This window comes from Duganella caerulea, from assembly GCF_040362985.1.
GTDB classification, from domain to species: Bacteria; Pseudomonadota; Gammaproteobacteria; order Burkholderiales; family Burkholderiaceae_D; genus Rugamonas; species Rugamonas vulcania.
In genome coordinates this window covers 263,193-278,091 of sequence record NZ_BPWJ01000002.1, presented here as the reverse complement: position 1 = coordinate 278,091, position 14,899 = coordinate 263,193, and the positions used below count along the sequence as shown (strand labels likewise).

General features: G+C 65.2%; 10 protein-coding genes and 1 tRNA gene. 5 read left to right on the top strand and 6 right to left on the bottom strand.

Translation table 11 applies throughout. The features are described from left to right. The first annotated feature begins 394 nt into the window (after window positions 1-394). The gene (locus ACUJB0_RS06080; protein WP_444844445.1) at window positions 395-1,669 is read left to right on the top strand and encodes a cytochrome C; all 1,275 of its coding nucleotides are present in this window, start codon (window positions 395-397) and stop codon (window positions 1,667-1,669) included. 30 nt (window positions 1,670-1,699) lie between these two features. Beyond that, on the top strand, window positions 1,700-1,978 hold the full coding sequence (locus ACUJB0_RS06075) for a high-potential iron-sulfur protein (RefSeq protein ID WP_444844444.1): 279 nt from the start codon (window positions 1,700-1,702) through the stop codon (window positions 1,976-1,978). Between the two features lie 580 nt (window positions 1,979-2,558). Here the strand turns inward: ACUJB0_RS06075 and ACUJB0_RS06070 are convergent. After that, window positions 2,559-2,635, bottom strand: a tRNA-Pro gene (locus tag ACUJB0_RS06070). Window positions 2,636-2,750: 115 nt separating this feature from the next. Between ACUJB0_RS06070 and ACUJB0_RS06065 the strand changes: the two genes are divergently transcribed. Then, window positions 2,751-3,587 carry an SIR2 family NAD-dependent protein deacylase gene (locus ACUJB0_RS06065; RefSeq protein ID WP_444844443.1) on the top strand — a complete coding sequence of 279 codons (837 nt, stop codon included), beginning with the start codon at window positions 2,751-2,753 and terminating at the stop codon, window positions 3,585-3,587. Window positions 3,588-3,592: 5 nt separating this feature from the next. On the opposite strand, the gene ACUJB0_RS06060 is transcribed toward ACUJB0_RS06065, so the two are convergent. The 5 genes from ACUJB0_RS06060 to ACUJB0_RS06040 form a co-directional block, all read right to left on the bottom strand. Continuing rightward, window positions 3,593-4,300: a fumarylacetoacetate hydrolase family protein gene (locus tag ACUJB0_RS06060; protein ID WP_444844442.1), complete on the bottom strand. Its 708-nt coding sequence runs from the start codon at window positions 4,298-4,300 to the stop codon at window positions 3,593-3,595. A gap of 85 nt (window positions 4,301-4,385) precedes the next feature. Beyond that, window positions 4,386-5,000: a TetR/AcrR family transcriptional regulator gene (locus ACUJB0_RS06055; RefSeq protein ID WP_444844441.1), complete on the bottom strand. Its 615-nt coding sequence runs from the start codon at window positions 4,998-5,000 to the stop codon at window positions 4,386-4,388. Window positions 5,001-5,132: 132 nt separating this feature from the next. After that, window positions 5,133-6,581, bottom strand: coding sequence for an AdeC/AdeK/OprM family multidrug efflux complex outer membrane factor (gene adeC / locus ACUJB0_RS06050; protein WP_444844440.1), 1,449 nt, complete (start codon window positions 6,579-6,581; stop codon window positions 5,133-5,135). Window positions 6,582-6,583: 2 nt separating this feature from the next. Beyond that, window positions 6,584-9,718: an efflux RND transporter permease subunit gene (locus tag ACUJB0_RS06045; protein ID WP_444844439.1), complete on the bottom strand. Its 3,135-nt coding sequence runs from the start codon at window positions 9,716-9,718 to the stop codon at window positions 6,584-6,586. Window positions 9,719-9,730: 12 nt separating this feature from the next. Then, the gene (locus tag ACUJB0_RS06040) at window positions 9,731-10,918 is read right to left on the bottom strand and encodes an efflux RND transporter periplasmic adaptor subunit (RefSeq protein ID WP_444844438.1); all 1,188 of its coding nucleotides are present in this window, start codon (window positions 10,916-10,918) and stop codon (window positions 9,731-9,733) included. 199 nt (window positions 10,919-11,117) lie between these two features. Here ACUJB0_RS06040 and ACUJB0_RS06035 point away from each other — a divergent pair, with 199 nt between their 5' ends. Continuing rightward, window positions 11,118-13,274 carry a diguanylate cyclase domain-containing protein gene (locus tag ACUJB0_RS06035; RefSeq protein WP_444844437.1) on the top strand — a complete coding sequence of 719 codons (2,157 nt, stop codon included), beginning with the start codon at window positions 11,118-11,120 and terminating at the stop codon, window positions 13,272-13,274. Window positions 13,275-13,406: 132 nt separating this feature from the next. Then, a complete protein-coding gene (locus tag ACUJB0_RS06030; RefSeq protein ID WP_444844436.1) occupies window positions 13,407-14,894 on the top strand; it encodes an ATPase domain-containing protein in 1,488 nt (495 codons plus the stop codon). The last annotated feature ends 5 nt before the right edge of the window (window positions 14,895-14,899 follow it).

The following is a 14,899-nucleotide window of genomic DNA, read 5'->3' as shown; positions in this document are numbered from 1 at the left end:
TTATCTCCGTTGCGTGAAGATTTGTAAAGCAGCCAACTTTGACCATCGGCACGAAGCAACTGCGGCGCATCGCTTGCGATAGTCCAACTGAAGCCAAGTCCAGGCGCATGGGCTTACGCGGCACCAAGCAGAACAGCTAGCGAAGAAGTTCCACCATGCTCAACTGAGATTGGTACCTCTGCGACGCTGATCAAATCCACGTCAGGTTGGAATGGACCGGTCCCAACCCGCCTGCTACTCTCGAATATGAACGCTCAACATCATCTGCAACGACGGCATGCACGATTGAACCTGGCGAATCCGGCCAAGCATTCACGGTCACGAACCTTAACCCTCACAGAAGCAACACGAGGAGATCATCATGAGGTGCTCCTGCAGATACACATGGCATACATTGTTAGCCATCCTCCTGGCCTTGTGTTCGATCCCTGCGACGGCCGTTCCCAGCTTCGCCCGACAAACCCAACTGGATTGTTTCGCCTGCCACGTAAGCTGGCCTGAGCTGACTCCGACCGGCCGGCAATTCAAGTTGAACGGTTATACACTGGGGCCGCGCCTGAAGTTTCCCGTGGCCGGAATGGTCCAGCTGTCGTACTCGGAAACACGAACTACCGGACCAGATTTCGCGCAAAGTTTTCCGAAGGATCGGAACAAGGTGCTGCAAGCAGCGAGCTTATTTTTCAGCGGAAAGCTGAGCGACCACGTGGGGGTCTTCTCGCAGTTCACCTATGACGGCGTTGAGCACCGCACCAGCATCGATAACGTCGACCTGCGCTACGCAAACCACATCGACATTGGCAAACATGACCTGCTCTATGGTTTCACACTCCACAACAACCCACAGGTTCAAGACGTCTACAACACGGTGAGCACCTGGGGCTTTCCGTTCGCCTCATCGCCAGCCGCGAACGCACCTGCCGCCTCGCCCCTGGTGAGCAACCTGGGCCAGCAAGTGGCCGGCATGGGAGCGGACATTTTATGGCGCAACACGCTATATGCCGAATTGACGGCATACCGCACAAGCAATCACCTGTTCTCGCCATTGCGGCTTGGAGTCCAGCGTGATACGGCAGCGGCCCTCGATGGCTACAACCCCTACTGGCGGCTGGCGTTGCAACATGACTGGGACGGCGGCAAACATTCGGCCATGGTCGGTACCTATGGCTTGGTCGCTGATATCTTCCCGGACAACAAGGTGCTCACTGGCCCGACAGATCACTTCCGCGATATCGGCGTCGATGCGCAATACCAGTACATCACGGACCGACATCGCTTTTCCGGCCAGGTTAACTTTGTGCGTGAATCAGTGAACTGGAACGCCAGCGCCCAGGCCAGCAACACCAAGGACAAGCTATATGAAATCCAGACAAAAGCGACCTACTATTTTGAAAAAAAGTACGGCATAAACCTGTCACGCTTCGCCATCCACGGCAGCGCCGACAGCGGCCTGTACAACACGGGCGATTCGATCACCGGCAGCGCCAGCGGCAGTCCTGACAGTTCCGGCTACATCCTGGAGTTCAACTACCTCCCGCGCCGCGACATCCGCCTGATGCTCCAGTTCACGCACTACGACAAGTTCAACGGAGCGAAGCGAAACTACGACGGCTTCGGCCGCGCCTCAGCCGCGAACGACACCATATATTTGCTGGGCTGGTTCATGTTCTGACCATCCAGCACTTTTCAAGAAGAGATCATCATGAACGCACACGATACGGCCCGACGGCGCTTGCTCGGCGTGTCCGCGGCCACGCTGACAATCAGCGTGCTAGGCGGGTCAACCCTTGCCCGTGCTGGCGCGGCAACCAAGGATGCCTTCCACTACCAGGATCAACCAAAAGACGGCCAGCGCTGCGCAGACTGCGGGCAGTTTATCCCACCGGAGGCAGGCCGTCATTCCGGCAACTGTCGGATCGTCGCTGGCGAGATCAGCGCAAACGGCTGGTGCATGGCATTCACGGCCAAAACACCGGATTGACCACCATTCGGCAATACCCTGGCCGGGTGAAACGTGGCCGCTTGCAGGGTCATGCGTCTTTTAAGGAGCTGAGCCATGAATTTAATACTTACGATGTCAGTGGTGGGGACACTGGCAATGATCACATCCGCAGTCACTGCCGCGCCCACCCGACATGGCGGGGGCCCACTCGCCGCGCCACCAACGGGGGTGTCAACGTTCACGCCAAAAACGCCACTCCTTACTCCCCCGATATCAACTTCGGCACACCCTCAACCATCCCAGCAGACGGGGCAGCCGAACGCCAGCTGCGGTAGTCCGAGTGCACCTTACACACCGGGCAACGCCATGATGGCTCCCGGCTCGGCATTTAATCCAGACGGCAAGGCCGGAACGGTCTATGCGGGGCAGCAACCGCAAAACTCGCAAAATCCGGTCAGCGTTTCCCGATACGATGCCGCCTGCCTGCACCAGTCGCCGCACTAATTCATTGACTTCCAGGGCGTAAATAAAAACGGACGTTGCGATAGCGACGTCCGTTTTGTCCAATATAAAAACAACAAAGGCCAGTCCGAAGACTGGCCTAAGCTGTTGATTCTATTGGTCGGGGCGAGAAGATTCGAACTTCCGACCCCTTGCACCCCATGCAAGTACGCTACCAGGCTGCGCTACGCCCCGACGAATTTGAGATTATAGCAGCCCCTTTAAGTATTTGTCATGTTTGCTTTCGCGTGGCCGCAACACCCCTCCCGGCAGGAGTAAGATAGGAATTTCCGTCCTCCATAGAACCCGCATGCATTCCCCCGCCGACCTCGCCGCCCTCGAACAAGCCGCCGATCTCATCCGCCAGGCCGATGCCCTGATCGTCGCCGCCGGCGCCGGCATGGGCGTCGATTCCGGCCTGCCCGACTTCCGCGGCAACGAGGGCTTCTGGAAAGTCTACCCCGCCCTTGGCCGCGCCGGCATGGAATTCGCCAGCGTCGCCACGCCCTACACCTTCCGCTCCGATCCCGCGCTGGCCTGGGGCTTCTACGGCCACCGCCTGCAGCTCTACCGCGATACCGCGCCGCACGCCGGCTTCGCCCTGCTCAAGGCCTGGGGCGACAAGATGGATGCAGGCTACGGCGTCTTCACCAGCAATGTGGACGGCCATTTCCAGCGCGCCGGCTTCGACCCGCAGCGCATCTACGAATGCCACGGCTCCATCCATCACCTGCAATGCATGGAACCCTGCGGCCCCGATATCTGGAGCGCCGACGCCTTCGCGCCGCAAGTCGACACCGACGCCTGCCGCCTGCTGAACGCCGCGCCCACATGCCCGCACTGCGGCGGCATGGCGCGGCCGAACATCCTGATGTTCGGCGACTGGGGCTGGAACGAGCGCCGCGCGGTGATGCAGGAGGCGCGCCTGCAAGCCGCGCTGCAGGCGGCGCAACGTCCGCTGGTGATCGAACTGGGTGCGGGCGTCGCGATACCGTCGGTGCGCAATTTCAGCCAGCGCGTGGTCGTCAAGCACGGCGGCCGCATGATACGGATTAATCCACGCGAACCGGGCGTCGCCAGTCCGCGCGACGTCGGCCTGGCGATGGGCGCCCTGGCCGCCCTGACGGCCATCGCCGCCTTGCTATAAACGGTTTATACCAATTTGACGGCGATGCCGGACAAGCCGGCCACCTCGCCCACCAGCGTCTGTCCGCGCACCACCGCGCCCACACCCTCCGGCGTGCCGCTGAAGATCAAGTCTCCCGGCGCCAGCGCGAACAGCGTGGACAAATTGGCGATGGTCTCGCTGATCGACCAGATCAGGTGATCGATGGTGGCCGACTGTTTGGTCACTCCATCCACGTCCAGCCGGATCGCAGCGTGGTTGATGTCGCCCGCTTCGGCCGCGCGGTGGATCAGGCCCACCGGCGCCGAGTAGTCGAAGGCCTTGCCGATTTCCCACGGACGGCCGGCGTCGCGCATTTTGAATTGCAAATCGCGCCGCGTCATGTCCAGCCCCACCGCGTAGCCGAAGATATGCCCGGCCGCGTCCACCACGGCGATGTCGCTGCCGCCCTTGCCGATGGCGACCACCAGTTCGCACTCGTAGTGCAGGTTATTGGTCACTTGAGGATACGGCAGCTCCAAAACCGCGCCCGGCGCCACCGGGATGACCGCCTGCGCGTCATTCGGTTTGCAGAAGAAGAACGGCGGCTCGCGGTCAGGGTGGAAGCCCATCTCGCGCGCGTGCGCGGCGTAGTTGCGGCCGACGCAGTAGACGCGGCGTACGGGGAACAGGTCGGAAGTGCCGGCGACCGGCAGGCCGACGATGTCGTGGGCGGGAATAACGTAGGATGGCATGATGCTCCGATAGCTGGAATGGGAGATCAGGCATGGTACAACAGCCTCCGCCCGCGTGCAGCGGACGGAAACAATACGAGACAAATCAGGTCATCAGCAGCGCGCGCATGGCGACGCGGAAGGCGTCCGCCAAGCTGGCGCGGTCCATATTGGGCCGGTACAGCGCGCGTATCGTCAGTCCGTGGAAGTAGGAGATCAGCGTATCGAGGCGGCCGTCCAGCAGCACATCGTCCACCGGCAGGTTGCGCTGCTCGCGCCCGCGCTTGACCAGCCCGCGCAACTGCGCCCGCGAGACTTCCTCGTTCTCGCGCATCTTGGCGGCGATGACCGGATTGCGCGACGCTTCGGCAAACATCTCCAGCGGCACGCTCCACGGCTGCGGGTCGAGCGACTCGTCGATGTGGATGGGCGCATCTTCCAGTATCGCCTCCAGCGGATCCTCGCGCGAGGCCAGGTCGCGCAGCAGGCCCGATACATGCTCGGCCTCGCGCGCCACGAAGGCCATGATGATGGCGTCCTTGCCGTCGAAGTAGTTGTAGATATGGCCCGCGCTCATGCCGGCCTGCTTGGATATCTCGGCCATGCTCGCGCCATGGAAGCCGCTGCGCGCAAAGCAGACGGCGGCCGCTTCCAGCACCTGGTTGCGCCGGTTCTGCGCCCGTTCCGGGTCGGTACGTCGTTTTGCGATGGGTGCGGTCATGGGGTCTTCCTTGGGTAACGATCTTGCCTGAGGCGGTACTGTGGCGAAGGCTGCCACTTTTGTCAATTTATCAGCGACCGGAGGCGGCGGGCGCACAACACTTGATACTTGGCGCCCGCCGCCCCAACCGCCCTAGCCCCGCTGTGGCGCGGCTTCCGGCTGCCAGCCGCCGCCCAGCACCTTGTACAGGGTGACCGCGTTGCTGGACTTGCCCAGCCGTGCGGTGATCAGGCCTTGCTGCGCCGCGTACAGCGCGCGCTGCGACACCAGCGCGTTCAGGTACGAGTCCGCGCCCTTGCGGTAGCGCGCCTCGTGGATGCGGAAGCTCTTGTCAGCAGCGTCGACCAGCGCCTGCTGCGAGGCGATGCGCTCGTCCAGCGTGCCGCGCTGGGCCAGCGCGTCGGCCACCTCGCGGAACGCCACCTGGATCGCCTTCTCGTACTGCGCCACCGAGATGTCGCGATTGGCCTTGGCGATATTCAGGTTGGCGCGATTGACGCCGCCGTCGAAGATCGGCAAATTGATCTGCGGGACGAAGCTCCACGTCGACGATCCCGCCTTGAACAGGCCGGACAAATTGCTGCTCGCGCTGCCGCCCGACGCCGTCAGCGATATGCTGGGGAAGAAGGCGGCACGCGCCACGCCAATGTTGGCGTTGGCGGCGCGCAGCGCGCGTTCGGCCTCCTGCACGTCGGGCCGTGATTGCAGCAGGTCCGATGGCAGGCCGGCCGGAATCGCGGCCAGCTGCGTCACCGCATCCAGCTCGCCCGCTGGCAGCAGGTCCGCCGGCACGCCGCCGCCGACCAGCAGCGTCAGCGCGTTCTGGTCCAGCGCCACCTGCGCGGTGTAGACCGCCATGTCGCTGCGCGCCGATTCCACGCTGGTCTGCGCCTCGTACATGTCCACGCCGGAGGTGACGCCGGAATCGAAGCGCTTCCGACTCAGGTCATAGGAAGTCTGCTGGCTGCGCAGCGTTTCCGCCGCCAGCTTCAGGCGCTGCTGGTCGGCGATCAGCGTCAGGTAGGCGTTGGCCACCTCGGCCACCAGCGTGATCTGCTGCGCGCGGCGCGCCTCCTCGGTGCCGAGGTAGGTCTGCAGGCCAGCCTCCGACAGGTTGCGCACCTTGCCGAAGAAGTCCAGCTCATACGAGGCCATCGCCAACCCGCCGCTGTACTGGCGGTTGATGGCCGCCTCGCCGGTGCCGGTCATGGTTGACGGCGTGCGCGATGCGCTCTGGCTGACGTTGGCCGACAGCTTGGGCAGCAAGGCCGCGCTGTCGATGTTGTACTGCGCCTTGGCCTTCTCGATGTTGAGCACCGATACGCGCAGGTCGCGGTTGTTGGCCAGCGCCAGCTCGATCACCTTGCGCAGGCGCTCGTCGGCGAAATATTCGCGCCACTGGATTTCGGACACCGGCTTGGCGTCGGCCGCCGCTGCAGGCACGCCCTTGTAGGCATCGCCGGCCGGCCAGGCTTGCGCCACCGGCTGCGCCGGACGTTCATACACCGGAGCCAGGCTGCAACCGGCCAAGGTGGTGGCCAGTGCGGCCAGCACCGCCATTGTAAGTAAAGATTTTTTCATGATTAATGCGCCTCCACAGCGGCAACAGGAGCGGCGGCCTTCTTGCTGAAGAAACCGCGCACCAGTACAAAGAACACCGGCACAAAGAAGATGCCCAGGAAGGTGGCGGACAGCATCCCGCCCAACACGCCCACGCCGATCGCGTTCTGGCTGCCGGAACCGGCACCGCTGCTGATCGCCAGCGGCAGCACGCCGAGGCCGAACGCGATGGACGTCATCAGGATGGGACGCAGTCGCAGGCGCACTGCCTGCAGGGTCGCCTGCTTCAGTTCCACGCCCTGCTCCTGCAGCTCCTTCGCGAACTCCACGATCAGGATCGCGTTCTTCGCCGCCAGGCCCACCACGGTCAGCAAGCCGACCTGGAAGTACACGTCGTTCGACAGCTTGAACACGAACGTCGCCAGCACCGTGCCGATCACACCCAGCGGCACGATCAGCAGCACGGAGAATGGAATCGACCAGCTCTCATACAGCGCGGCCAGGCACAGGAACACGATCAGGATCGAGATCGCATACAGCTGCGTGGTTTGCGACCCGGAGTCGCGCTCCTCGGTCGACAGGCCGGTCCACTCGAAGCCTATCCCCGGCGGCAGCTTGGCCGCCATCTTTTCGATCTCCGCCATCGCGGCGCCCGAGCTCTGGCCCGGCGCCGGCATGCCGAGGATCTCGGTCGAAGGCAGGCCGTTGTAGCGCTCCAGTCGCGGCGACGCATAGATCCACTTGCCTGTCGAGAAGGCCGAGAAAGGCACCATCTCGCCGTCGGCATTACGGACAAACCATTTGCCCAAATCTTCCGGCGACATGCGCGAATCGGGCTGGCCCTGCATGTACACCTTCTTCACGCGGCCACGGTCGACGAAGTCGTTGACGTAGGCGCTGCCCCAGGCGGTGCTCAGCACCTTGTTCACATCGGCGATGGACAAGCCCAGCGCGGTGGCCTTTTGCTGGTCGACGGTGATCTTGTACTGCGGCGTATCTTCCTGTCCGTTCGGACGCACCGCCATCAGCACCGGATTCTTGGATGCCATGCCCAGCATCTGGTTACGCGCCGCCATCAGCGCCTCGTGGCCCACGCCACCCTGGTCCTGCAGCTGCAAATCGAAGCCGCTGGCGTTACCCAGTTCCAGCACCGCAGGCGGCGCGAAGGCGAACACCATCGCATCCTTGATCTGCGAGAAGCTGCCCATGGCACGGCCGACAATCGCGTTCACGCGCTGGCCGGCGCCCTTGCGCTCGGACCAGTCCTTCATGCGCACGAAGGCGATACCTGTGTTCTGGCCGTTGCCGCTGAAGCTGAAGCCAGCCACCGCGAACACCGACGCCACCGAATCCTTCTCCTCGTTCAGGAAATGCTGCTCGACTTTTTCGATCACCTTCAGCGTGCGCTGTTGAGTCGCGCCGGTCGGCAGCTGGATCTGCGAGAACAGCACGCCCTGGTCTTCCTCCGGCAGGAAGGAAGTCGGCAGGCGCACGAACACGAAGGCCAGCACCGCCAGAAGCAGCGCGTACATCACCAGCGAGCGTCCGCTGCGGTTCAGCAGCGCGCCCACCCAGCCCTGGTACTTGAAGCTGCCGCGGTCGAAGCTGCGGTTGAACCAGCCGAAGAAGCCGGTGTTGATCGCCGTATGCCCCTTGGCCACGGGCTTGAGCAGGGTCGCGCACAGCGCCGGCGTGAAGATCATCGCCACCAGCACCGACAGCACCATCGCCGACACGATCGTCACCGAGAACTGGCGGTAGATCACGCCGGTCGAGCCGCTGAAGAAGGCCATCGGCACAAACACCGCCGACAGCACCATGGCGATGCCGACCAGCGCGCCGCTGATCTGGCCCATCGATTTGCGCGTCGCCTCGATCGGCGACAAGCCCTCCTCCGTCATCACGCGCTCGACGTTCTCCACCACCACGATGGCGTCATCGACCAGCAGACCGATCGCCAGCACCACCGCGAACATGGTCAGCGTGTTGATCGAGTAGCCCAGCGCCGACAGGATCGCGAAAGTCCCCAGCAGCACCACCGGCACCGCCATCGTCGGGATCAGCGTGGCGCGGAAGTTTTGCAGGAACAGGTACATCACCAGGAACACCAGGATCACCGCCTCCACCAGCGTCTTGACCACTTCCTCGATCGACAGCTTGACGAACGGCGTGGTGTCGAAGGCGATCACCGCCTTCATCCCGGCCGGGAACTGCTTCTCCATGACCGCGATGCGCGCCTTGACGGCGTTGGCGGTATCGAGCGCGTTGGCGCCGGTGGCCAGCTTGATGGCGACACCGGTGGCCGGCTTGCCGTTGTAGCGCGCCAGTACGTTGTAGTTCTCGCTGCCCAGCTCCATGCGGGCCACGTCGCGCAAGTGCACGGTGGCGCCGCTGCTGGCGGTCTTCAGCAGGATCGCGCCGAACTGCTCGGCGGTCTGCAGGCGGCTCTGCGCCGACACGGTGGCGTTGAGCTGCTGGCCCGCGATAGCAGGCGCGCCGCCCAGCTCACCGGCCGAAACCTCGGTGTTCTGCGCGGTGATGGCCGCCGTCACGTCGGCCGGGGTCAGTTGATAGCTTTGCAGCTTGGCCGGATCGAGCCAGATGCGCATCGCGTACTGCGCGCCGAACAGCGTCACGTCGCCCACGCCTTCGATGCGGCTGAGCGGATCGATGACGTTGGCGGCCACGTAGTCGCCCAGGTCGGCCTGCTTCATGCTACCGTCCTCGGAGACGAAGCCCAGCACCATCATGAAGTTCTTGGTGGCCTTGGCCACCACCAGGCCTTGCTGCGTGACGATGGCAGGCAGCAGCGGCGTCGCCAGCTGCAGCTTGTTCTGCACCTGCACCTGGGCGATGTCCGGATTGGTGCCGCTCTTGAAGGTCAGCGTGATGCTGATGCCGCCGGTGCCGTCGCTCGACGAGGACATGTAGCGCAAGCCGTCGATGCCCTTCATCTTCTGTTCGATGACCTGGGTGACGGCGTCTTCCACCGTCTTGGCGGAGGCGCCCGGATACGAGCCGCTGATCGAAATCGACGGCGGGGCGATGCTTGGATACTGCGCGATCGGCAGGCCGAGGATCGCGATCACGCCCGAGAGCATGATGACGATGGCGACAACCCACGCGAAGATCGGGCGGTCAATAAAGAAACGTGACATGGCGATGCTCCTTTACTGGGCGCTCTTGGCGCTGGACGGCATGGCGCCGCCCGCGGCCACGGCGGCTGCGGGCTTGGCGGCGTTGGCCGGCGCGCCAGGCTTCACCTTCTGCACGCCCTCGACGATCAGCAGGTCGCCCGCGTTCAGGCCGGACTTGACCAGCCAGCGGTCGCCCATGGTGCCGCCGGTGACCAGCGTGCGCTGTTCGACCTTGCCTTCCTTGTTCAGCACCAGCGCGGTCGCCTCGCCTTTTGCGTTGCGGGTCACGCCCTGCTGCGGCACGGCGATGGCCTGCTCGTTGACGCCCGATTCCACCACCGCGCGCACGAACATCCCGGGCAGCAGATCGTGCTTAGGGTTGGGGAACAGCGCGCGCAGGGTGACGTTGCCGGTGCCGGTATCGACCGTCACGTCGGAGAACTGCAGCTTGCCGCTTTCGGCGTACTTGCTGCCGTCCGACAGCAGCAGCGTGACCTTGGCCTGGCCGCCGGACTGTTTCAGGCCGCCGCTTTCCAGCTCGCGCTTCAGGCGCAGCAGGTCTTCGCTCGATTGCGTGACGTCGACATAGATCGGATCCAGCTGCTGCACGGTGGTCAGCGCGGTGGACTGGTTGGCCGTCACCAGCGCGCCCGGCGTCACGGCCGAGCGGCTGATACGGCCGCTGATCGGCGCGTCCACGTGCGTGTATTTGAGGTTGATGGCCGCCTGCTCCAGCGCGGCGGCGGCCGACTCCACGTCGGCCTTGGCCTGCTCGTTGGCGGCGACGGCGTCGTCGTAATCCTGCCGGCTCACGCCCTCGATCGCCACCAGGTCCTTGTAGCGCGCCACTTTCGGGCCGCTGGTCATCAGGTTGGCCCTGGCCTTGGCCAGCGCCGCCTTGGCCGAGTTGTAGGCCGCCTGGTAGCTGGCCGCGTCGATCTGGTACAGCGCCACGCCGGCCTTGACGTCAGCGCCCTCGACGAACAGGCGTTTTTGTATCAGGCCGCTGACCTGCGGGCGCACTTCGGCCACCTGGAAGGCGGCGGTGCGGCCCGGCAGTTCGGTCGTGATGTGCAGCGCTTCCGGCGCCACCTTAAAAACGCCCACTTCCGCCACCGGTGCGCTGTGAGCGCCCGGTGCCTCGGTCGTGGATGGGGAGCAGCCGGCGGCGAGCGCGGCTGCGGTGATCAGGGCTGCGGTCCTGCAGAAAAGAGCTTCCATGGTGGGACTTTCTGTATAAAAATTGTGCATAGGTGCGTAGAATGAACGATCATTCTAATTAAGTCAAGCACGTTATTTGTCCATGACACGACAAATCGTGGCGCTGGAAGGGGAATTTCTCCCTCTGGCGGAGGCATGTGCCACGCCCGGTGCTACAATGAATTTAATTTCTTTCGGACATCATTTTTTGGCCCGAACCATGACCTCGCAGCCCACCCCACGCACGGCCCGGCCGCGCCTCACCACGCTGGTGACAGCGGGGGTGGCCGCGACGGTGCTGATGTCGGTGCTGTCGCTGCTGGTGCTGGTCGATCACTTCGCCATCGACTACGCCGAGCGCGAAGCGGGCCTGCGCCTGCAGCAGCTGTCGTGGCAGATGCGCGATGCGCTCAACCGCGTGGTGCAGAAGGCCACCGGCGACGTCCAGCTGCTCACCGAGCTGCCGCAGATCCGCGACGCCCAGTCCCCCGCCGAGATCCGCCAGGTGCTCGAAAGCCTGCAAAAAACCTTCCCCGACTACGCGTGGATCGGCCTGGCCAATCCCGACGGCAGCGTCTACGCCGCCACCCAGGGCCAGCTCGAAGGCCAGGATGTCAGCACGCGCGCCTGGTTCAAGGGCGGGCGCGAAAAACTGTACGCCGGCGACTTCCACCCCGCCACCCTGCTCGGCAAGAAGCTGCCGTACAACGCCGACCCGTGGCGCTTCGTCGACGCGGCCGGCCCGGTGCGGCGCAGCGACGGCGGCTACCGCGGCGTGCTGTGCGTGCATATGAGCTGGAACTGGGCGCGGCGCCTGGCGCTCACCATCCTCACCCCGGCCGACCAGCAGTATTCGGCCGACATCTACGTGGTGCGCGGCGACGGCACCGTGATGCTCGGCCCCAAGGGCACCGAGGAGACCACCATCGCCGCCACCAGCCTGGCGCTGTCGCAAACCGGCGCGCCGGGATCGCTGAAGGAGACCTGGTCCGATGGCCACAGCTACCTGACCGGCTTCTCGCGCACCGGCGACGCCAGCAATCCCGCCACGCTGACCTGGTCGGTGCTGGTGCGCCAGCGCGAGGACGTGGCGCTGGCCGGCGCCCGCGCGCTGGAGCGCCAGATCCTGCTGCTGGGCGCCATCCTCGGCGTGGCCATGGCGCTGGCCGCGTCGGCGGTGGCGCGGCGTCTCACGCGTCCGCTCAATGCGCTCAGCAAGAACATCGAGGAACGCTCGGCCGCGCCGGCCGACACCCCGTCCGACGCGCTGCCGCCCATCCCGCTGGTCGACAGTTTCCACGAGGCGCAGGTGCTGTCGCAGGCGCTGGCCGACCTGGTGCGCAACGAGCAAGGCCACCTGGCCACGCTGCGCCGCATGAACGAGCAGCTGGAAACCACGGTGGGCGAGCGCACCCGCGAGATCGCCCGCAAGGCGCTGCTGCTGGAGCGCGCGCTGTCGCAGGAGCAGAGCACGCAGTTGCTGCTGCAGGAACGCGCGGCCGAGCTGCGCGCCATCCTGGACAACGCGCACGACGCCTTCATCGCGCTCGATCCGGGCGGCGTGGTGCTGGACTGGAACCGCCAGGCCGAAAAGCTGATCGGCTGGAGCCGCGCCGAGGTGATCGGCCAGCCGCTGGCGGCCATGGTGCTGCCGCCGCTGCTGCGCCGCGCCTATGAACGCGACATGCGCCAGCTGGCCGAGTGCGGCGGCGACACGGTGCTCAACCGCCGCATCGAGCTCACGCTGCACAACCGCGCCGGCCAGGAACTGCCGGTGGAGGTGTCGCTGGCCTACGTGCCGCGCAGCAGCGGCCACCTGTTCATCGCCTTCCTGCACGACATCAGTGAGCGCAAGTCGCTGTTCGAATCGATGGAGGCCATGGCGCTGCGCGACACGCTGACCGGCCTGCCCAACCGGCGCGCGCTGATGACCGCGCTGACCGAGGCGATCCAGCGCGCCAACCGGCTGCGCCACAGCTGCGCCGTGTTCTTTCTCGACCTCGACCGCTTCAAGCAGGTCAACGACCAGTACGGCCACGAGGAAGGCGACGAGCTGCTGCGCCAGTTCGCGGCGCGGGTCCAGCACACCGTGCGCAAAACCGACACCGTGGGCCGGCTGGCGGGCGACGAGTTCGTCGTCATCCTGGAGAACCTGCACAGCGACACCGCCGCCCAGGAGACCGCCGACAAGCTGCGCCCGGCGCTGCGGCAGCCGTTCCACCTCAAGACCGCCACCGTCTCGCTGAGCGCGAGCATCGGCATCGCCATCCACCATCCCGACGATCCGCAGGACATCGAGATGCTGCTCAACCGCGCCGACCGCGCCATGTACGCCGACAAGCAGCGCCACGCCGCCCCGGCCCCGACCGTCGTGTAGCCTTCCGGAAATTATGTGCGCCAGCGTACGCACGCTTGCATATCGAAAATCCCGCGGCGCCTGTTTCAGGTAGTATCAGGCCAAAATACGCTGCGGGCGTGCTCCGCGGCGGCAACATTTCGGAGCAAGACCATGCAAGCCCAAAACAGCGTCACCACCCTCTTTCTATCCTCCGGCGTGCCGGGCCTGGACGAGATCCTGGCCGGCGGCCTGACCCGCGACCGCCTGTACCTGGTCGAAGGCGAACCGGGCACCGGCAAGACCACGCTGGCGCTGCAATTCCTCAACGAGGGCGCGCGCCACGGCGAGTCGGTGCTGTACATCACCCTGGCCGAGACCGCCGTCGAACTGCGCAGCGTGGCCGAGTCGCACGGCTGGAGCATGGAGGGCATCCACATCGAGGAGATCCTGCCCAACGAGGACGTGCTCGACCCGGACCAGCAGTACACCATCTTCCACCCGTCCGAGATCGAGCTGGGCACCACCACCCAGCGCATCGTCGCGGCGATCGACAAATACCATCCGCGCCGCGTGGTGCTCGACTCGCTGTCCGAGCTGCAGCTGCTGGCGGAAAGCCCGCTGCGCTACCGCCGCCAGGTGCTCGCGCTCAAGCAGTACCTCACCAGCCGCAACTGCACCACCATCTTCCTCGACGACCGCACCGCCCTCAGCACCGACCTGCAGGTGCGCAGCGTGGCGCACGCGGTGCTCACGCTCGAGCAGGTCGACCAGGCCTACGGCGCAGAGCGGCGCCGGCTGCGGGTGGTCAAGTACCGCGGCATCGCCTTCCACGGCGGCGCCCACGACTACAAGATCGTCAGCGGCGGGCTGAAGGTGTTCCCGCGCCTGGTGGCGGCCGCCACCCGCGCCACCAGCGAGCGGCGCCAGCTCTCCAGCGGCCTGCCGGAACTGGACCAGCTGATAGGCGGCGGCCTGGAGGAAGGCATGAGCACGCTGATCTCGGGCCCGCCCGGCACCGGCAAGTCCACGCTGGCGGCGCAGTTCGTGCACGCCGCCACCGCGCGCGGCGAGCCGTGCGCCATGTTCCTGTTCGAGGAGGCGCGCAACAACATGCTCAACCGCTCCACCGGGCTGGGCATGAAGCTGAACCAGGCCATGGAGCGCGGCCTGCTGACCATCCAGCAGATCGACCCGGCCGAGCTGGCGCCGGGCCAGTTCACGTACGCGGTCACGCAGGCGGTCGAGCGCGGCGCGCGGGTGGTCGTCATCGACAGCCTGAACGGCTACCTGAACGCCGTGCCGGACGAGCGCTTCCTGTCCATCTACCTGCACGAGCTGCTGACCTACCTGGGCCAGCGCGGCGTGGTCAGCATCGTGGTCGGGGTCCAGCAGGGCATGATCGGCAGCGGCATGAGCACCACCATCGACGCCAGCTACATCGCCGACAACGTCATCATGCTGCGCTACTTCGAGGCGCAGGGCGAGGTGCGGCAGGCGATCTCCGTGTTCAAGAAGCGCGGCAGCGCGCACGAGCGCACCATCCGCAGCTTCCAGATCAGCGGCGAGGGCATCCGGGTCGGCCCGGTGCTGCAGGACTTCCACGGCATCCTGACCGGCGTGCCGACCTATGACGGGCCAAAAACCCGCAAAGCCGACTGACCGCG